This window comes from Candidatus Palauibacter sp. (assembly GCF_965213655.1).
Lineage (GTDB): Bacteria > Gemmatimonadota > Gemmatimonadetes > Palauibacterales > Palauibacteraceae > Palauibacter.
This window is the reverse complement of the sequence record NZ_CBDBZT010000003.1, coordinates 19,971-38,752: the sequence shown is the minus strand read 5'-3', so window position 1 is coordinate 38,752 and position 18,782 is coordinate 19,971. Positions and strand designations below refer to the sequence as shown.

20 protein-coding genes and 2 tRNA genes are annotated in these 18,782 nt (G+C 67.4%); 7 read left to right on the top strand and 15 right to left on the bottom strand.

The annotated features are described in order from the left end of the window. Positions 1-213: 213 nt before the first annotated feature. The 15 genes from rplL to ACOOGH_RS02245 all read right to left on the bottom strand — a co-directional run bounded on the left by rplL (position 214) and on the right by ACOOGH_RS02245 (position 10,915). Positions 214-588 carry a 50S ribosomal protein L7/L12 gene (rplL, locus tag ACOOGH_RS02315; protein WP_420447386.1) on the bottom strand — a complete coding sequence of 125 codons (375 nt, stop codon included), beginning with the start codon at positions 586-588 and terminating at the stop codon, positions 214-216. A 66-nt stretch (positions 589-654) separates the two neighbouring features. After that, positions 655-1,179, bottom strand: a complete 525-nt coding sequence (gene rplJ / locus ACOOGH_RS02310) for a 50S ribosomal protein L10 (protein WP_420447385.1) — start codon at positions 1,177-1,179, stop codon at positions 655-657. A gap of 7 nt (positions 1,180-1,186) precedes the next feature. After that, positions 1,187-1,873, bottom strand: coding sequence for a 50S ribosomal protein L1 (gene rplA / locus ACOOGH_RS02305; RefSeq protein ID WP_420447384.1), 687 nt, complete (start codon positions 1,871-1,873; stop codon positions 1,187-1,189). A gap of 19 nt (positions 1,874-1,892) precedes the next feature. Beyond that, positions 1,893-2,324: a 50S ribosomal protein L11 gene (gene rplK / locus ACOOGH_RS02300; RefSeq protein WP_420447383.1), complete on the bottom strand. Its 432-nt coding sequence runs from the start codon at positions 2,322-2,324 to the stop codon at positions 1,893-1,895. Next, complete coding sequence (nusG, locus tag ACOOGH_RS02295) at positions 2,324-2,905, bottom strand: transcription termination/antitermination protein NusG (protein ID WP_420447382.1); 582 nt, start codon at positions 2,903-2,905, stop codon at positions 2,324-2,326. The genes rplK and nusG overlap by 1 nt, the downstream gene beginning before the upstream one ends. Next, positions 2,898-3,104 carry a preprotein translocase subunit SecE gene (gene secE, locus ACOOGH_RS02290; RefSeq protein ID WP_420447381.1) on the bottom strand — a complete coding sequence of 69 codons (207 nt, stop codon included), beginning with the start codon at positions 3,102-3,104 and terminating at the stop codon, positions 2,898-2,900. The genes nusG and secE overlap by 8 nt, the downstream gene beginning before the upstream one ends. A 9-nt stretch (positions 3,105-3,113) precedes the next feature. Next, complete coding sequence (gene rpmG / locus ACOOGH_RS02285) at positions 3,114-3,263, bottom strand: 50S ribosomal protein L33 (protein WP_420447380.1); 150 nt, start codon at positions 3,261-3,263, stop codon at positions 3,114-3,116. A 9-nt stretch (positions 3,264-3,272) separates the two neighbouring features. Further along, positions 3,273-4,466 (bottom strand): elongation factor Tu, encoded by a 1,194-nt coding sequence (gene tuf, locus ACOOGH_RS02280; protein WP_420447379.1) that lies wholly within the window; start codon positions 4,464-4,466, stop codon positions 3,273-3,275. 112 nt (positions 4,467-4,578) lie between these two features. After that, a tRNA-Tyr gene (locus ACOOGH_RS02275) sits at positions 4,579-4,661 on the bottom strand. Positions 4,662-4,745: 84 nt separating this feature from the next. Continuing rightward, positions 4,746-4,818 (bottom strand) — tRNA-Thr (locus ACOOGH_RS02270). A gap of 102 nt (positions 4,819-4,920) precedes the next feature. Further along, positions 4,921-6,396, bottom strand: coding sequence for a cysteine--tRNA ligase (gene cysS, locus ACOOGH_RS02265; protein WP_420447378.1), 1,476 nt, complete (start codon positions 6,394-6,396; stop codon positions 4,921-4,923). Then, positions 6,393-7,139, bottom strand: a complete 747-nt coding sequence (locus ACOOGH_RS02260; protein ID WP_420447377.1) for a hypothetical protein — start codon at positions 7,137-7,139, stop codon at positions 6,393-6,395. The genes cysS and ACOOGH_RS02260 overlap by 4 nt, the downstream gene beginning before the upstream one ends. After that, on the bottom strand, positions 7,051-7,521 hold the full coding sequence (locus ACOOGH_RS02255) for a YkvA family protein (RefSeq protein ID WP_420447376.1): 471 nt from the start codon (positions 7,519-7,521) through the stop codon (positions 7,051-7,053). Before ACOOGH_RS02255 ends, ACOOGH_RS02260 begins: the two co-directional genes overlap by 89 nt. Positions 7,522-7,677: 156 nt before the next feature. Next, a complete protein-coding gene (glmS, locus tag ACOOGH_RS02250) occupies positions 7,678-9,531 on the bottom strand; it encodes a glutamine--fructose-6-phosphate transaminase (isomerizing) (RefSeq protein ID WP_420447375.1) in 1,854 nt (617 codons plus the stop codon). A 7-nt stretch (positions 9,532-9,538) separates the two neighbouring features. Further along, positions 9,539-10,915: a phosphoglucosamine mutase gene (locus ACOOGH_RS02245; RefSeq protein ID WP_420447374.1), complete on the bottom strand. Its 1,377-nt coding sequence runs from the start codon at positions 10,913-10,915 to the stop codon at positions 9,539-9,541. A 183-nt stretch (positions 10,916-11,098) separates the two neighbouring features. On the opposite strand from ACOOGH_RS02245, the gene ACOOGH_RS02240 reads away from it, so the two are divergent. The 7 genes from ACOOGH_RS02240 to ACOOGH_RS02210 all read left to right on the top strand — a co-directional run bounded on the left by ACOOGH_RS02240 (position 11,099) and on the right by ACOOGH_RS02210 (position 18,743). Next, positions 11,099-12,259: a cystathionine gamma-synthase gene (locus tag ACOOGH_RS02240; protein ID WP_420447373.1), complete on the top strand. Its 1,161-nt coding sequence runs from the start codon at positions 11,099-11,101 to the stop codon at positions 12,257-12,259. A gap of 145 nt (positions 12,260-12,404) precedes the next feature. Beyond that, a complete protein-coding gene (locus ACOOGH_RS02235) occupies positions 12,405-13,394 on the top strand; it encodes a M48 family metallopeptidase (RefSeq protein WP_420447372.1) in 990 nt (329 codons plus the stop codon). A gap of 5 nt (positions 13,395-13,399) precedes the next feature. Beyond that, a complete protein-coding gene (purD, locus tag ACOOGH_RS02230; RefSeq protein WP_420447371.1) occupies positions 13,400-14,728 on the top strand; it encodes a phosphoribosylamine--glycine ligase in 1,329 nt (442 codons plus the stop codon). 9 nt (positions 14,729-14,737) lie between these two features. Further along, positions 14,738-15,589: a bifunctional DNA-formamidopyrimidine glycosylase/DNA-(apurinic or apyrimidinic site) lyase gene (gene mutM, locus ACOOGH_RS02225; RefSeq protein ID WP_420447370.1), complete on the top strand. Its 852-nt coding sequence runs from the start codon at positions 14,738-14,740 to the stop codon at positions 15,587-15,589. A 163-nt stretch (positions 15,590-15,752) separates the two neighbouring features. Continuing rightward, positions 15,753-16,346, top strand: coding sequence for a sigma-70 family RNA polymerase sigma factor (locus ACOOGH_RS02220; RefSeq protein WP_420447369.1), 594 nt, complete (start codon positions 15,753-15,755; stop codon positions 16,344-16,346). A gap of 7 nt (positions 16,347-16,353) precedes the next feature. After that, the gene (locus ACOOGH_RS02215) at positions 16,354-17,145 is read left to right on the top strand and encodes a hypothetical protein (protein WP_420447368.1); all 792 of its coding nucleotides are present in this window, start codon (positions 16,354-16,356) and stop codon (positions 17,143-17,145) included. Beyond that, positions 17,142-18,743, top strand: coding sequence for a hypothetical protein (locus ACOOGH_RS02210; protein ID WP_420447367.1), 1,602 nt, complete (start codon positions 17,142-17,144; stop codon positions 18,741-18,743). The genes ACOOGH_RS02215 and ACOOGH_RS02210 overlap by 4 nt, the downstream gene beginning before the upstream one ends. Positions 18,744-18,782 lie beyond the last annotated feature (39 nt).

Below are 18,782 nucleotides of genomic sequence, written 5' to 3'. Positions count from 1 at the left end.
GGTCTGCCGTTAACCGTCAAATCGTACCTCCCCCGGGAACCCCGCGAGTACATGGGAGATGCGCAAATACCGGGGACCGCCAGTGAGCGGTCGCTCCGGTTTCGTGCACGGTGTGAGGTTGGACCCCCGCGCCATCGGCCCGGCTGCGGTCCTTCCGCAGTCCGGTGCCGATCAGACGTTCGACGCCGGGGCCTGCCACGCTCTTCAGCGTGGCTACTTGAGATCCGCCGTGGCGCCCTGATCCTCGAGCTTCGCCTTGATCTCCTCCGCCTCCTCCTTGGACACGCCTTCCTTGACGGGCCCGGGGGCGTTGTCGACGACGGCCTTCGCCTCCTTGAGACCCAGGCTCGTGACTTCACGCACGACCTTGATGACCTGGATCTTCTTGCTGCCCACCGCCGTGAGCAGGACATCGAATTCCGTCTGCTCCTCCTCGGCGGCGTCACCTCCGCCACCGGGAGCGGCGGCGACGGCGACCGGCGCGGAGGCCGACACGCCGAAGGTCTCCTCCATCTTGTCTTTCAGTTCGGCGGCTTCGAGTACGGTCAGCGAGCCGATCTGCTGCAGAAGATCGTCGATTTTGGACATGTTCTTCCGTTCCCTGGATCCTTTACGTATACCGCAGGCCCGCACGTCACGGGCATGCGTCCTGCCTCAGGCGGACTGGTTCTTCCTTCCGACCTGTTCGATTATGTCTGCGATGTCGCGAATGAGCGCATTCAGCGAGCCGGCGATGCCGCCGACGCTCGCCGTGAGCCCACCCGCGATGCCGCCGAGCAACACCTCGCGCGACGGAAGGTCGGCGATCCGCCCCACTTCCTCCGGCGACATCTCCTCCCGATTGATGACGCCGACCTTCACTACCGGCCGATCCTCGTTCGCTCTCGCGAATTCCTTCAGCACCCGGGCCGGCGTGACCGGATCGGAGTCGCTGAGGATCAGCCCTGTCGGACCCTCCAGATGGGCGCTCAGATCCGGCAGATCCAGATCTTCGAGCGCCCGCTTCATGAGGGTGTTCTTCACGACCCGATAGCGCAGACCCTCGTCCCGGAGCCGAGTTCGGAAATCCGTGATCGCCTTCACGTTCAGCCCGGTGAAGTCGGTCAGGTAGATCGTCCCGCTCTCTTCGATCTGCGCAGTGAGTTCCTGCGTGACGCGCTGCTTTTCTTCGAGTCTCATGTATCTATCAGTACAGGTCTTCGTCGACGGGAACACCGAGACCCATGGTGCTGGTCACGGTCACGCTCTTCACGTACCGGCCCTTGGCCGCGGAGGGCTTCAACCGAACGATCTCGTCCATGAGCGCATCGAAATTCTCGCCCAGCTGGTCGAGCTCGAAGCTCACCTTTCCGATCGGTGCGTGGACGTTGCCGGTCCGGTCCACCCGGAATTCGATCTTGCCCGCCTTCGATTCGCGAACGGCCCGACCCACATCCATGGTGACGGTGCCGGCCTTCGGCGTGGGCATGAGGCCGCGCGGGCCGAGTATCCGGCCCAGCCGAGCGACATCCTTCATCAGATCCGGCGTGGCGATCGCCACATCGAATTCGAGCCAGCCGTCCTGGATCCGCTCGATGTATTCGGTCCCCACGTAGTCCGCGCCGGCTTCCTCCGCCTCGGTCGCCCGATCCGCCTTCACGAGCGCCAGCACGCGCACCTTGCGACCCGTGCCGGCCGGCAGGATGACCGTGCCGCGCACGATCTGGTCCGCCTTGCGCGGGTCCACGCCGAGGCGCACCGCAGCCTCGACCGTCTCGTCGAAGTTCGCGAACGCCGCTTCCTTCACGCGCTTGAGCGCCTCGCGGGGCGCGAGGGCGCCGTTCGACGTGGTGGCCCCTGCAGCGGAGCGATATTTCTTGCCGTGTTTCGGCATGTCTTCCGATCTCTCCCGATCAGTCGGCCCGCTCGACCCCCATCGATCGTGCGGTGCCTGCGATCATCCGCATCGCGGCCTCTTCATCGGCCGCGTTGAGATCCTTCATCTTGATCCTGGCGATCCTGCGCAGCTGGTCGTCCGTGACCTTTCCGACCTTCTCCCGGTTGGGGACCGGGGAACCCGACTCGAGACCCAGCTCCTTCTTGAGCAGCTCCACCGCCGGCGGCGTCTTGGTGATGAAGCTGAACGTCCGATCCTTGTAGACCGTGATCTCGACCGGAATGATCGTGCCGGCTTCCTGCTGAGTCTGCGCGTTGAACGCTTTGCAGAAGTCCATGATGTTGAGGCCGTGCTGGCCCAACGCGGGACCCACCGGCGGGGCCGGATTCGCCTGCCCCCCCGGAATCTGAAGTTTGATGAATCCGGTAGCCTGTTTCTTCGGCGGCATCAGAACCCCTGCAGCTGCGTGTAGTCCAGTTCGACCGAGGTGGGGCGCCCGAACAGACTCACCTGCACGCGCACCTTGCCCTTCTCCGCAAACACTTCTTCCACCGTTCCGCTGAAATCGCTGAACGGCCCTTCCATGACTTCGACCACCTGCCCCGGCCGGAACGGGATCTCCGTTTCCGGACCCGCCTGCTCCAGTTCATCCGCGATGCCGAGGATCTTGTTCATCTCCTCGGTCTTGAGCGGCTGGGGATCTTTCCCGCTCCCCACGAACTTGATGACGCCCGGAACGTTGTTGACGACGTACATCGTGTTCTGGTCCAGCAGCATCTGAATGAGGACGTACCCCGGGTAGAGCCGCTTCGTCGACTTGACGCGCTTCCCTCCCTTGATCTCCACGACCTCCTGCGTGGGCACGATGACCTCCCGGATCGGAGGTTCATCCCCGTATTCCTGGATCTTCTGCTCCAGCAGCGTCTTGACCTTCTTCTCGTGACCCGAGTACGTCTGCAGCGCGTACCAGCGCATCGCGTCCCCGGGGAGGCCGGTCGGCTCGGCTCGCGTGCCCCTGGGCTCAACCACCGAACGACCTGACGATGAAGCGGACGGACGCCGCGAACACGGAATCCATGGCTCCGATGACGATGGCCATGATGAAGACGAAGATCAGGATGCCGATCGTTGCGCCACGCAACTGATCCTTGTCGGGCCATGTGACCCGACGCATCTCGACCTGTACCTGTTCCGCGAATTCCTGGGTTCTTCTGACGATGCCTGCCAATCGAACCCCTTACCTTGTTTCTTTGTGCATTTTGTGTCCGTTACAGCGCCGACAGTACTTCTTCTGCTCGGCGCGCTGCGGATGGGTCCGCCGGTTCTTCGTCGTCGAATAGTTGCGCTCTTTGCACTGCTTGCATTCGAGCGTAATCCGAACCCTCATTTGTGTTTCCTAGTCGTGGATGGAGGTGACGACGCCGGCGCCCACCGTCCGGCCTCCCTCGCGGATCGCGAACCGGAGGTTCTCCTCCATCGCGATCGGCGCGATCAGCTCCACCGCCATATTCACATTGTCGCCCGGCATCACCATCTCCACCCCCTCGGGCAGTTCCGCCGAACCCGTCACGTCCGTCGTCCGGAAGTAGAACTGAGGACGGTATCCGTTGAAGAACGGCGTGTGCCGCCCCCCCTCGTTCTTCGTCAGCACGTACACCTCCGCCGAAAACTTCCGGTGAGGCGTGATCGACCGAGGGTGAGCCACCACCATCCCGCGCTCCACCTCCGTCTTCGCCACCCCACGCAGCAACAAGCCCGCGTTGTCCCCCGCCTGACCCTCGTCCAGGATCTTCCGGAACATCTCCACGCCCGTCACCACCGTCTTCTTGTCCGAGCCCAGCCCCACCAACTCCACGCCCTCGCCCGTCTTCACCACGCCACGCTCGATTCGGCCCGTCACCACCGTCCCGCGGCCCGTGATCGTGAACACGTCCTCCACAGGCATCAGGAACGGCTTGTCCGTCGCTCGCTCAGGTACCGGGATGTAGCTGTCCAGCGCATCCATCAACTCCCCGATGCAATCCGTCTCCGACGCCTCCGAATCCCCGCTCTCCAACGCCTGTAGCGCAGAACCGCGGATCACAGGCACGTCGTCGCCCGGAAACTCGTACTCGCTCAGCAGCTCCCGTACCTCCAGCTCCACCAGGTCCAGCAACTCCTCGTCGTCGACCTGGTCCACCTTGTTCAAAAACACCACGATGTACGGCACGTTCACCTGGCGGGCCAACAAAATGTGCTCCCGCGTCTGAGGCATCGGGCCGTCCGCCGCCGACACCACCACGATCGCCCCGTCCATCTGCGCCGCGCCCGTGATCATGTTCTTCACGTAGTCCGCGTGCCCCGGACAGTCCACGTGCGCGTAGTGGCGCCCTTCCGACTCGTATTCCACATGTGCCGTCGCGATCGTGATCCCCCGCTCCCGCTCCTCCGGAGCCTTGTCGATCTGATCGAACGCCACGTACTCCCCGTATCCCTTCTGCGCCTGCACCTGCGTGATCGCAGCCGTGAGCGTCGTCTTACCGTGGTCCACGTGTCCGATCGTTCCCACGTTCACGTGCGGCTTCGTTCGCTCGAACTTTTCCTTCGCCATCGCCCCTCGTTCTCCTCCCGGACTACGGGTTTGGCGGAGCGGCCCCGCGACGGGTGCTCCTCTTGCTCGCGCGCGGTTTACGCCCTTTGTTTCGTCAGTGGTCTCGTGAAGGTGGTGGGGGGAGGATTCGAACCTCCGAAGGCATAAGCCAGCAGATTTACAGTCTGCCCCGTTTGGCCGCTTCGGTACCCCACCGCCGGTACCTGGCGCCCGATCGACGCCCGATCGATGAGTTTCTGGGTTCGGCGCTTCGGGGCGGCTGTTCGTCCGACTCGACCGAGCTGGCGGTGGGACTCGAACCCACAACCTCCGGATTACAAATCCGACGCTCTACCGGTTGAGCTACGCCAGCGGCCCTTCCGCACAACAGTCTTCTAACATAGGGGTGGGTGCAGCCGACCGTCAAGGCGTTTTCGGACACCTCGTTCAGTCGCCCTTCGCGGCCACCATCGTCTCATTTTGCCGCGCGCAGAGGACGCGGCACCTGAATGGTGCGGGGCCCCACCCGAAGACGCGTGAGTTGCGCCAGATCCTCGACGATCACGCCCCGGGCCTCGAGTTCGGCGCGAATCGCATCGGCCCGCGCGAAGTCTCGGTTCGCCCGGGCGCGTTCGCGCTCGCCGACCTGGGCCGTGGCCCACGCCACGAGTGCTTCGTCGCTGCCCGCAGACTCGCGGTCCCGCAGGGCCAGGACCCCGAAAACGCGGTCGAACGCATCGATCACGTCGAGGGCGGCCCCGGTACCCGACGGAGCCCGCGGATGGGCCCGGTCGAGGAGGTGGTTCGCTTCCCGAACGAGCCCGAACACCGCGGACAGCGCCTCACTCACATTCAGGTCGTCGTCCATCGCCGCCTCGAACGCAGCGCGCGCTCGTGTCGCGACCCCTCGGAGGTCCGTCGACGCATCGGTCTCGCCTTCGACGGCTTCGCGCACCCGGTGGCTGAACTCGTACAGGCGGGCCACAGCTTTCGTCGCGGCCTCCAGGCCGTCGAAGGTGAAGTTCAGCTGGGTCCGATAATGTCCGCTGAGCAGCAGGTAGCGGATCGCCGAGGGCGCGTGTCCGCGCTCGACGAGTTCAGGAATCGTGAAGCAGTTTCCGAGCGACTTCGACATCTTCCGGCCTTCCACCAGAAGATGTTCGGCGTGGAGCCAGAACCGCGAGAATTCCTTCCCCGTCGCCCCTTCCGATTGTGCGATCTCGTTGGTGTGATGCGGGAAGAGGTTGTCGACGCCTCCGGCATGGATGTCCAGCGTCTCGCCCAGGTGGTGCATCGCCATCGCCGAGCACTCGAGGTGCCAGCCCGGCCGTCCCGGCCCCCACGGCGAATCCCACACCGCTACGGTCTCGCCGGAGCCCCTGTCACCGCCCTTCCAGAGGACGAAATCTCTGGGGTCGTCCTTGTCGTACTCCTCGTCCCCCGCGGCCCTGCCGGTCGCCGTGAGTCCCCTGGCGTCGATCCCGGCCAGCCGGCCGTATTGGGGGAAACGCCCGATCGCGAAATACACGGAACCCTCGCTCTCGTAGGTGAGCCCCCGCTCGGACAGCGCCTCGATGAGCCGGATCATCCCGTCGACGTATCGGGTCGCCCGCGGCCGATGCTCGGGTTCCTCGAGCCCCAGCGTCTCCCAGTCCTCCAGGAACATCTCGATCACGGGATCGGTGACCTCGGCCAGTGGCACGCCCCGGGCGGAGGCGGCCGCGATCGTCCGGTCGTCGACATCCGTCAGGTTCATGACATGGCAGGTCTCGTATCCCTTGAACCGGAGGTAGCGGCGGAGCAGGTCCTCCCACGTGAAGGCTCGGAAGTTCCCTATGTGCGCGCGGTCGTAGACCGTGGGCCCGCAGGTGTACATCCTCACCCGGCCCGGCTCGACAGGTTCGAACGGACGCAGCCGCCGCGTGAGGGAGTCGTAGAGGCGGAGACTCATCGCCCACCCGGAGGCAGATACCGGTCCGTTCGCCACGCGCGGTAGGCGGCTATTTCATCGGAACCCCTCTCGCGGGCGACCGCCAGACACCCACCCAGCTGCCGATCGGACCGGTCGAGAATGAGTCCCGCCAGAACCCCCGCCTCGCGCGCGAACGCGAGTTCATCGAGCGGCTCGTATGCGGGCCCGCCGAAGAGGAGTCGCGCCGCGATCCACCCGTCGATGAACCCGTCGACCGCCTCGACTTCCCGGGAGATGAGCACCTCGCAGGCGACGTCGGGATCCTGACGCACGGCGTGCATCCGCAGAACCGCGTAGCTCTCGTACGCCCGCCCGGCTTCCCTCAGGTTGCCCGGCATCACGAGCGCCGCGCTCGAATCGGTTACGACTTCGACCGCGTTCCAGGGCCACGCGTCCCGTGCCTCGGACTCGTCCAGATCGCGCCCGAACGACGGGAAGTAGAGCACGAAAGGATCTTCCACGAGATCGGTCATGAGGGAGTCGGTGCGGTCCCGGAAACGGAGGAGGCGGTCGGCTTCGAACTCCACGACGCCGCCGGAAGGGGCCGTCAGGCGATACTGGGCGTCAAGCGGTGCCGCACCAACGATCCCGGCGACCGCCACGAGGGCCAGAGCGAGCCGCCGGCCGTCCGGGCTAGCGATCCGCGGCGAGGACGAGTTGAGGGCGTTCCGCGTCGGGGTCCGACCGCCGGTCGAGGAGCCCCGCGAATTCGAGAACGTCATCACCGGCGCCACCGAGCAGTTCCCGCTCGCGCGCGAGCAGATTGTTCGAGACCTCGAGCGCCGAGCGCTCGCCGGTCCAGTGCTCCTCCACCACATCCCAGCCAAGCTCCTCTCCGATTCGGTGCGTCACAAACGCGCAGCAAAAGACATCGTCCAGAAAACCGTACGGTCCGACCTCATCTTCCGGAATCACGTCATCCGGACTCACGAGGTAGGCGATAGCCGCGTCCACCAGCGTCCGCTGCTCTCGCGTCAGTCGCGGGTCCTTCATGAGGGTGAACATCAACAAACCGTAGACGGGCGCGAGGATGACGACGTCACGCAGCGTGCCGGCGTATCGCGCGACCTGCTCCTTCATCCCCTGGAGGTAGGCGCTTGGCATCCCTTCCAATCCCGATCCCGGTGGACCATGCAACCCCGGACGGCCAGCCTGGTGGGCACGGCCCGGCGGCGGACGCGACGCCCAAAACATACAACCGGCCCTTTGCCGCTGTAACCCCTTCACCTCACGCGGTGGCGGGGTCGGAAGGCCGAAGCGTCACTCGACGGTGACCGTCTTCGCGAGGTTCCGCGGCCGGTCCACGTCGCAGCCCCGCAGGACCGCAATGTGGTACGCGAGCAGTTGTAGCGGGACGACGTTCACGATCGGCTGCAGAAGAGGCAGCGTCGCCGGCACGGGAATCACATGATCCACCTTCCGGCCGAGATCCGTCTCCCGCCCGGTCACGAGCACGATCACCCGGCCGCCGCGCGCCTTCACCTCCTCGATGTTAAGGAGCACCTTCGAGTAGACCGCACCGCGCGGAGCCATGAAGACGACGGGCATGTTCTCGTCGATGAGCGCGATCGGGCCGTGCTTCATCTCCGCGGCAGGGTATCCCTCGGCGTGGATGTAGGAGATTTCCTTCAGCTTGAGCGCTCCCTCGAGGGCGATCGGGAAGTTCGGACCCCGCCCCAGGTAGAGGAAGTTGCTCGCATCGGCAAACTCCTCCGCCACCCGCCGGATGTGGTCCTCCGTCGCCAGCACCTCCCCGATGAGGGCGGGGAGCCCGTCGAGGGCGCGCACGAAGCTGCGGCCCTCGTCGCGACCCAACCCGCGGCGCCTCGCGATCATGAGACCGAGCAGCGCGAGAGAAGCGACCTGCGCTACGAAGGCCTTCGTGGAAGCGACACCGATCTCCGGACCGGCGTGCGTGTAGATGCCGGCGCGTGTCTCCCGCGCGATGCTCGACCCCACGACGTTGACGATTCCGAAGGTGGGGGCGCCGAGCCGGGCGGCTTGGCTCACAGCCGCGAGCGTATCCGCGGTTTCCCCGGACTGGGAGATGCCGCCCACCAGAGTCCCCGGAGCGATGATCGGATCCCGGTACCGGAACTCGGAGGCGTACTCCACTTCGACCGGGAGGCGCGCGAGAGCCTCGAGGATGTATTCTCCCACGAGCGCCGCGTGCCAACTCGTTCCGCACCCGGTTAGGACGATGCGCTCCGCCCGGTCGATGTCCGGACGGAGTTCGTCGAGCCCCCCCAGCCGAGCCGTGCCTTCCTCCGCCAGCAGCCGGCCCCGCATCGCGTCGCGCACGGTGTGCGGCTGCTCGTGAATCTCGCGGAGCATGAAGTGGGGGTAGCCCGCCTTTTCGATCTTCGCCAGATCCCAGTCGATGCGGCTGATTTCCTTCGGGACGGGCTCCCAGCCGACGCGCCCGCGGTCTCTCCCGAGATTGATGGTCTCGTGCCCCGAAGGAGTGAGGATCGCAACTTCGTCGTCCTCCAGATACACGATGTTCCGGGTGTGTTCGAGAACGGCCGCCACGTCCGACGCCACCCAAGTCGCTTCTTCGTTCTCCCCGATCCCGAGCAACAGAGGGGTCCCGCGGCGGGCGACGACGATCCGCGCAGGGTCGTGCACGCTCATGGCGGCAAGCCCGAGCGTGCCCTCCACCCGGGTCAACGCGGCGGCGACGGCACGCTCGAGGTTCCCCTCGAAGGCCTCTTCGATCAGGTGCGCGACAACCTCGGAATCGGTCTCGGACGTGAAGCGGTGGCCCAGCTTGGAGAGCTTCGTCCGCAGCGCGTCGCAGTTCTCGATCACGCCGTTATGGACGAGTGCCACCTCGCCGCGGCAGTCCGTCAGCGGGTGGGCGTTCGCGCGGGTGGGGGCGCCGTGCGTGGCCCAGCGAGTGTGCGCGATTCCCACCTTGCCTGCGACCGGATTCGCGACGAGCCGTTGCGCCAGATCCTCGACGCGGCCCGCGCACTTGCGGAGATCGAGCCCGGAACCGCTGTGGACGGCGAGGCCGGCCGAGTCGTATCCGCGGTATTCGAGGCGGCCCAGCCCGTTCAGAAGAAGGGGAACGGCCTCCCCTGCCCCGACGTAACCGACGATCCCGCACATTCGCCGCTCAGCTCGCGCGCCGTACCAGGTCTTCGATCCAGTCCGCGCGTTCGCCCGCCAGGTCCGCGCGCGACGCCTCCGCCATGACGCGGAAGATCGGCTCGGTGCCGGACGGCCTGGCGTGGATCCACGACCCATCCGGCCAGTCGAGCCGGATTCCGTCCTGCCGGTCCGTCTCCGTCCCGGACGGAGCCGCGGCGCCGATCGCGGACAGCGCCTCGTCCACGCTCAATCCCTTGCGCGGGATCGTCCGCTTCACGATGCGGTACGAGGCCCGATCAGCGACGATGGCGCCGAGCGTGGCACCGCTCTCCGCCAGGAACTGCAGGATCAAAGCGGCGGAGAGCGGGGCGTCCCGCGTGAGGTGCAGTCCGCCGTAGATGACGCCACCGTTCCCTTCTCCCCCGATCGTGCTCCCCACCTCGAGCATGCGGGCGACGACGTTGGCCTCCGCCACCGGCGTGCGCAGCAGCGGTACGCCGACGCGATCGGCCGCATCCTGGATCAGGCGGCTGGCGGAGAGATTCGTGACGACCGGCGCGGGCTCGCGTGCCGCGACCAGTTCGACGGCCAGGGCGAGCGTCCAGTCCTCGCCAACGGGCCGGCCTTTCTCGTCGACCAGGGCCAGGCGGTCGACATCTGGATCCACGGCGAAGCCGATGTCCGCGCCCACTTCCGCCACGTGCTCAGAGAGCTTCCCGAGGTTCTCGACCAGCGGCTCGGGAGGTCGTGGGAAACGGCCGTCGGGTTCCAGATCGAGCCCGCTCACCCGGCAGCCCAGGCATCCGAGCAGCGGAAGCATGATCGGCCCGCCGGCGCCGCGCACGCAGTCGAGTGCGACGTGGTACGCTCGCGATGCGATGAGGTCGCGGTCGATGATCGGCAGCGAGAGAATTCGCTCGACGTGTGCGCGGCCGGCGCCCTCCCGCGCGCTGCTCGCTCCGAGGTTCGCGGACCCCGCGTACTCGATATCTGCCTCGAACCTCCGCTGGATGTCGCGGCCGGCGGCTGGCGAGAGGAACCGCCCCTCGCGTGCCACCAGTTTGAGCCCGTTCCACGGCGCCGGGTTATGGGAAGCCGTAACGAGGAGCCCTCCGATCGCGGCCTCGTCCTCCTCCACGGCGAGAAGACCCGTGGGCGTCGCGACGATCCCGAGGTCGCACACATCCAGCCCCACGGCCCGGATCCCCGCCGAGACGGCGTCGAGCAGCACGGGCCCGGAGACGCGGCTGTCGCGGCCGATGAGGATATGCCCGGGGCCGGCGGCCCCGGCGGCGATGTGGGCGGCGAAGGCAGCGCCGTAACGCGCCGCGATGTCGGGCGTGAGTCCTCTGCCGACGATGCCACGGATGCCTGAAGCAGAGACGATGAGTGAATCGGACACGCTTGCGTTCTCCGGGGGAGGCCGACCGTGAGATGGACGCGGGATGTTAATGGTTGGGCGTCGGCGCGGCTTGCGGCCGCCCCTCCGGTCGCCCTCCCTGCACGGCGGGAATACCTTGCGCGCTCGACCCGCGATGCGTCGCGCCTCGCGTCGCCCCCATCTACCCGAGCCGGAGATGAAGACGTGGACTCAGCCGCCCAACGGTTCGGCACCCGGGCCATCCACGCCGGGCAGCGCCCCGATCCCGTGACCGGCGCCATCATGCCGCCGATTTTCCAGACCTCGACGTACGTGCAGGACGCCGTCGGCTCGCCGCGGGAGGGGTACGATTACGCACGGGTCAGGAACCCCACCCGCGAGGCGCTTCAGGCGAACCTCGCCGCACTCGAGAACGGGCGGTACGGCGCGGCGTTCTCCTCGGGCCTTGCCGCGACCGAAGCCATCGTCAAGACGGTGCTCAACGCGGGTGACCACCTCATCTGCGGCGCGGACGTCTATGGGGGCGTCGACCGCATGCTGCGCCACGTGTGGAAGCGGTTCGGGGTCGGCTTCGATTTCGTGAACACCGGGGATCTCGATCAGGTCCGCGCCGCGATCCGTCCCGAGACGCGCCTCATCCACGTCGAAACGCCGAGCAACCCCACGATGACGATCACGGACATCGCGGGATGCGCCGAGATCGCCCGCGAGGCGGGGGCCGTACTCTCCGTCGACAACACGTTCGCGACCCCGTTCCTCCAGCGCCCGCTCGATCAGGACGCGGACATCGTGATGCACTCGACGACGAAGTTCCTCAACGGCCACAGCGACATGATCGGCGGCGCGCTCCTCACGAACTCCCGGGAACTCGCCGAGGGCTTTCACTTTCAGCAGAAGACGAGCGGGGCCATCCCGGGTCCCTTCGACTGCTGGCTCGTCCTCCGGGGCACGAAGACGCTGCACCTGCGCATGCCGGCCCACTGCCGAAACGCTCGGCGCGTCGTCGAGATTCTGCAGGGGCACGACGAAGTGGCATCCGTTCGCTATCCCGGCCTCGAGAACCACCCGCAGCACGCCCTGGCCAAGCGTCAGATGCGCGATTTCGGCTCCATGGTGAGTTTCGACCTGGGCACGGAAGAACGCGCCAACCGTTTCGCGGGACTCACAAGGGTGTTCCAGTTGGCCGAGAGTCTGGGCGGAGTCGAGAGCCTGGTGTGCGTTCCCTCCTCCATGACCCACGCCTCGGTGCCGGACGAAAAGAAGCGGGAGATCGGGCTCGGGCCCGGACTCGTGCGACTGTCGGTGGGGGTGGAGGACCGTCACGACCTCGCGGAGGACATCGGGCAGGCCCTTGCGCGTCTCTGAGCGGGGACTGGAACGGGTGCGGAGGCCTCGGCAGTTGAAACAGGGGTTCGCGGGCGGACGTAGAGCCGGGAGCGCGGAAGCCGGCCGCCGCCGGTCGGCCGGCCCACAGGCATATGAGCGCGTTCCGGCGCGCAGGGGGTGATTGATGTCGGCAGGTGACGAACACCAGAGGCGGATCCTCACACAGATCGCCGCGGTCTCCTGGGAACACCCGGCGGACCGGGCGGCCCTGAACGCGCTTCGCAGGATACCGGGGTTCGACCTCGCCCTGCGGAAGATTCTCGCGCTGTTCGGAGAGCGCGCCCTCCGGCTGGCCTTCAAGGCCAACGCAGTGCGCACCTCGGAGAACCAGTACGCGTGGGTCCACGCGCGTCTGGCCCGCGTGTGCGAGGTGCTCGACGTCGAGAAGCCGCCGGAGTGCTACATCTCGCAGACGCCGATCGTGAACGCCGGGGCCGTCGGCTTCGGAGAGCCGTTCATCGTCCTCAACTCCTCCATGCTCGAGATCCTCTCCGAGGATGAGGTGGAGAGCGTCCTCGGCCACGAGGTCGGGCATATCCTCTCCGGCCATGTGCTGTACCGCACGCTCCTGATCGTTGTGGTCAACCTGGTCATCGTGCGCTACCCGCTCGCGGGGCTCGCCCTGCAGCCGATCCTCATGGCCCTCATGGAGTGGTACCGGAAGAGCGAGCTCTCCTCGGACCGCGCCGGGCTTCTCGCGATACAGAATCCACGCATCGCGATGTCCGCGCTGATGCAGCTTGCGGGCGGGAGCCGGGGCGTCGCGCTCGACCTCGATGAGTTCATCGCGCAGTCCGATGAGTACCGGGCCGGCGGCGACCTCCTGGACGCCGTCTACAAGGTGCTCAACGTGCTCGTGCAGACACATCCGTTCGCGGTGATCCGCGTGGCGGAACTGCGGGACTGGATCGAGAGCGGCGAGTACGACCGCATCCTGTCGGGCGAGTATCAGCGCCGGGGCGATACGGACGATCGTCCGTATCGCGAGGATCTTCGGGAGGCGGCGAAAGGCTATCAGGAAGGCGCGAAGGAGATCTTCGACGAGGTCGACGCGGCGGTGGATCGGTTTCGGGACCGGCTCACCGGCGCCTTCAAGGGACGCAAGGAAGACTAGCCGCCATGAACCTCCTTATCGTCGGGAGCGGCGGGCGGGAGCACGCCTTCGCGGACTGCCTCCGCCGCGACGCGCCGGACGCCACGATCTACGCGGCCCCCGGCAACCCGGGGATGATCGGCGCGGCGGAACTCGTCGACCTCCAGGCCGGAGACATCGAAGGCCTGCTCGACTTCGCGGCGGCGCGGCGCATCGACCTCACCGTCGTCGGCCCCGAAGCCCCTCTCGCGGCGGGGATCGCGGACCGGTTCGCCGAGGCCGGCCTGCCCGTTTTCGGGCCCGACCGGGCGGGAGCACGCCTCGAAGCTTCCAAGGCGTTCGCCAAGCAACTGATGCGGGACTGCGGCGTACCGACGGCGGATCACGAGACCTTCGACGATGCCGCGGCGGCGCTGGACTACGTCGCGGGCCACGAGGAACCCCTGGTGGTCAAGGCTTCCGGGCTGGCGGCCGGCAAGGGCGCCATCGTCTGCGAGACGCGCCGGGAAGCACGGACCGCGATCGAGGGGATGATGGTCGAGCGCAGGTTCGGCGACGCGGGCGGACGGGTCGTGATCGAAGAGTTCATGCGCGGCGTTGAGCTCTCTGTGTTCTTCATCGCAGATGGGGAGCGCGCTGTCCCGCTTCTCACGTCCCGGGACTACAAGCGGGTCGGGGAGGGGGATCGCGGCCTGAACACGGGCGGCATGGGAGCGTACTCCCCCGCGGCCCCGGCGGATCCGGATTTCATCGACGACGTGCGGCGACAGATCGCGCAACCGGTGCTCGACGCGATGGCGGAGTCCGGCGCCCCCTATCGCGGCTTCCTGTATGCGGGGCTCATGCTGACCGCCACGGGGCCGCGCGTCGTGGAGTTCAACTGCCGGATGGGAGACCCGGAGACGCAGGTCGTGCTCCCGCTCACGAGGTCGAACCTGCTCGAGCCGATGCTGCGCGTCGCCCACGGCGACTCTCTCGCCGGCTGGCGCCCCGAAGCCGCCCCCGGGTACGCGCTCGTCACCGTCATGGCGAGCGCGGGGTATCCCGAGAGCTCGGATTCCGGGCGGCCGATCGAGATGCCGGCTTTCGACTCCGGCGAGGTGAGAGTATTTCACGCCGGCACGGGGATGGCAGAGGGACGGCTGGTCACCGCCGGAGGGCGGGTGCTCGGGGTCACAGGCTTCGGAGCGACGCTCGAAGAGGCGGCACGGCGCAGCCGCGAAGCCACGGCGCGCATCCAATTCGAAGGCGCCCATTCGCGCTCCGACATCGGCTGGCACGAACTGGATCCCGTCCAGCTCGGGCCGGACGATTCAGCGCGGATCCATCCCTCCGGGACGGCCTCGGACGGCTAGCGGGTCATCGTGCCGGAACTCCCCGAGGTCGAGACGATGCGCCGGGATCTCGCACCCCTTCTGAGAGGCTGCCGGATCCGCCACACCCGGGTCTATCACGACGACCTGATCCTGGGAGGGATTTCGGTGCGGTCGTTTTCCCGCGCCGTGCTCGGACGCACCTTCGGGGATGCGGAGCGCCGGGCCAAGTATCTGCTATTCCCGCTCCACCCGGCGGACGGGATCGACGGTCCCGTGGAGCAGGTGATGCGCGTCCAGGTCCGGATGACGGGCCGTTTCGCGCTCGCCCCGGAACGTCCGGACTCGCCCGAGTTCCGGCACCCGGGCCTCGACCTCGAACTCGACGATGGCCGGACGCTCTTCTACGACGATGTCCGCCGCCTCGGCGGCTTCGACCTGCTGACGCCCGAGGCATGGAAGGCCCGCGAGGCCGCTCTCGGACCGGAGCCCCTTGGCCGGACGTTCACGGCCGCCCGGCTGGGTCGCATCGTCGCGCCGCTGCGTGCGCCGATCAAGAACACGCTGCTGGACCAGCGGCGCGTCGCGGGTGTGGGGAACATTTACGCCAGCGAGGCGTTGTTCCGCGCGAGGATCGACCCGCGACGCCCCGCCGGTTCACTCGATGCCGAGGAGGTGCGCCAACTGCATCGGGCGGTGCGGGCGGTCCTGCGAGAGGCGCTTGAGAGCGCCGGCACGACGCTACGGGACTATCGTGCCGTAAACGGCCGCTCGGGCTCCTTTCAGACGCGGCTGGATGTCTACGGGCGCGAAGGAGTCGACTGCCCCCGTTGCGCCCGACCGATCAGCCGGATCGTGCTGGCCGGACGGAGTTCATTCTACTGTGCCGACTGCCAGCGCTAGCTCCGTCCGCCCCGCGACCGGAGCGGCGCATGCCGCCAACCGCCCCCCGTGCGCATATTGGTCACGGAGCCGTGTAGAGTCGGCCGGACGCCGACGCACGGGGCCAGCGGCATCGACCCGGCCGCCGTCGGCTCGGTACCGCGACCCGGAGGGGCAGGATCGAGTGAGCTACACGGATCACAGCGAGCAGACTCTGGTGGAGATGTGTCTCGGCGGCGATGAACGGGCCGCACGCGAGATCGTACTCCGGTTCGAACGCCCCGTCTTCTCTCTCATCTTCCGGATGGTACGGGACCGTGAACTGGCGGAGGACCTGGCCCAGGAAACGTTCGTCCGCACGTTGAACAATCTCCGTCGGTACGATCCCTCCTACAAGTTCTCCTCCTGGCTCTTCAAGATCGGCTACAACCTGACGATAGATCATCTGCGCAAGAAGGAACTCGATGTGGTTTCCATGCACGGGGCGCCGGACGCCGTGACCCCGGACCGCCAGGCCGCGACGGAGATCACGCTGGTCTCCCGCGACGAACGGCCGGATGAACTCCTCGAGGCCCGCGAACTCGGCTCCGAGATCGAAGCGGCCATCGGGCGGCTGCGGCCCGAATACCGGACCGCGATCCTCCTGCGGCACATCGAGGGTTACGCGTATGACGAAATCGCGCAGGTGATGGAGATCCCGCTCGGAACGGTCAAGACATACATCCACCGAGCAAGAAACGAATTGAAGGCCGCTCTCGTACATCTGACGGAGCCATAGCACAGGAGTGAACTTGCCGCATCTTACGCCGGAGGAAATCGAGCGACTCGCGATCCGCGCGTCGGCTTCGCCCCCGCCCGGGACGACGGTCGACCACATGGCTGGGTGCGCCCGTTGCCGGGAGGAGGTGGAGGCGCTGCGGTACGTCATTGCGCACCTTGACGGTCTCGCCGCGCATCGGCCGGCGGACGGATTTGCGGAAGGTGTCACGCGGCGCATCGATGTCGCGGGCGCCGCGCTCGATCATCAGTTGGCGCAGTTGCCCGAGTGGTCTCCCGCGCCTTCATTCGCGAGCGACGTCCTGGCGCAGGTCGACCTGCCTCACCCGGCGCTCGACCGCGCGCTCTCGAGGCTGCGCACCTGGTCTCCCGCCCCGGCCTTCGCATCGGCGGTGCTGGCCCGCGTGCGGTTGCCCGTCCCGTGGCCCGAGCGCCTGCTCCGCTACGCGCGGCGACGCCGGGCGGCGCTGGCGGCGGCGGGTGCGGCCACGCTCACCGTGTCGGGGGGCGCCGCGGCCTGGCTGTTCGGCGCTCAGGGGCTGGCGCCGGGTCAGCTTCTCGCGCTCGCTTTCAGCGGCGCGCGGGCCGTTCTGGTCGACGCCATGCTCGCGGCGGGTCGCCTGGGGTACCGGCTCGGCCTCGTGGACCCCGGCGGATCGTTCGTCGACCGGATCAGCCCTGCCGCCGTACTCGGCAGTCTCGCGGTGTCGAGTCTCGTCGGCCTGATCTCGATCTGGTTCATGGCCCGGCTGTTCCGGCAGCCGCTTCCGCAGCGCGTTCGCGTTGTGAGGGCCTCGTGACCCGGGCACTGGTGTTCCTCACCTGGTTCGCGGCCGCGCTGCCCGTCAGCGCGCAGGAGGTCGGCATCGCCGATGCCGCGATCACCCTCTCCGCCAGCGGACGCGCCGAGTTGCGGTTCCAGTTGGAGAGCGGGACCGAGCATCAACTTCGCTTCGAGGGCAAGATCATCGAAGTGGACGGAATCGAGATCGGATCCTACGCGGAGCGCGGCGGACTGGAGAGCGCGTGGCGTAACTTCCTGCGCGAACACGCGGGCGAGGATGCGGCCGAAATACGCGGCGGCCTGGTCGATTTTCGGAGGTTCGTGGACGAATGGGCGTCCTCCGACGAGGCCGTGGACCGAGACGCGGCCCGAGCCCTGGCCGGCCGGATCGATGCAATTCTCGGACTCGCGGTGCCATCGCCGGTCGCGGCGACGCCCGACACCCCGGCGGGCGACGCGACGCCCAACCTCTCCGCTCGATCCGGACCCATGCAGATTGTCCCCGGCGGACTGGGCTTCGACGTCACCGGCGAGCTGGATCGTCTGCGCGACGCGCTCCGCCGCCTCGGCGACTCCGGCGAATTCACCGAAGACGGCTTGGCGATGATCGTCCACGGCGACTACGAGGTCCTCGCCGCGAGCACGATCCCCGGAGACATCGCGATCCTCGACGGAACGCTGACGCTCGGCGGACGCGTCGAGGGCGACATTCTCCTGCTCGACGGCACTCTCGCACTGGACGGCGATGCACTCGTGCGAGGCGACGTGCTTCAGGTGGGAGGAGAGGTCGACTTCGGTGACGGGGCGTCGAGAGTCGAAGGGGAGATCCTGGCCAACATTCGTCTGGCGCCTCCGGAGCCGTCCGCGGGGGCAGCGCCGGACGCTCCCTCCGCCCGGCGCTTCGTGTCGCCCGAAGTATCCGTAGACGCGCAGGCCGCACAGCCGGGCCTCGGGTCTCGGCTCGCGCGCAACTTCGGCCGCGCAGCAGAGGGGGTGACGGGCGCGGTGTCCGCGTTCGTCGTCTTCGGCGTACTGGGCTTGCTGCTCGTATATTTCGGGCGGCGACGGCTGGAGACCATCTCGGATGCGGTTCGGCTCGAGTTTGCCCGCTCGTTTGCGATGGGCCTCGCCGGTGAGGTGCTGTTCCTTCCCGTCCTCATCGTTCTCGGAGTGCTGGTCATCACATGGCTGGTCCTGCCATTCTTCGTTCTTGCGGTAGGCATCGCCCAGGTCGTGGGATATCTCGCGGTCGCGCACGCCGGCGGCGAGATATTCGCCCGACGCCGCTTCCGCTCCGAATGGCTGGAGCGGCTCCGCCGGTCCAACTCCTACTACTACGTCGTCAGCGGACTTGCGCTTCTGATTCTCCCCTTCGCGGCGAGCGCCGCCCTGTGGGTGTTCGGCGGGGCTGCGGATTTCGTACGCGGTCTGATCCTCTTTGTGGCCGTCGTTGGCACATGGGTGGTTGTCACGGCCGGGTTCGGCGGGGTCCTGCTCACCCGGGCGGGCGGACGGAGTGTCGTGATCGACTGGTCCCGAGACAGCGTCCCGGACGGCGCCGCGCCGTCCGAAGCCGGATCCGACCCTCCCTCCTCCCCCGTCGACGATGCCTGATGCCCCGGTAACCCGCGCCGCGGCGCGGACACTGCCGGC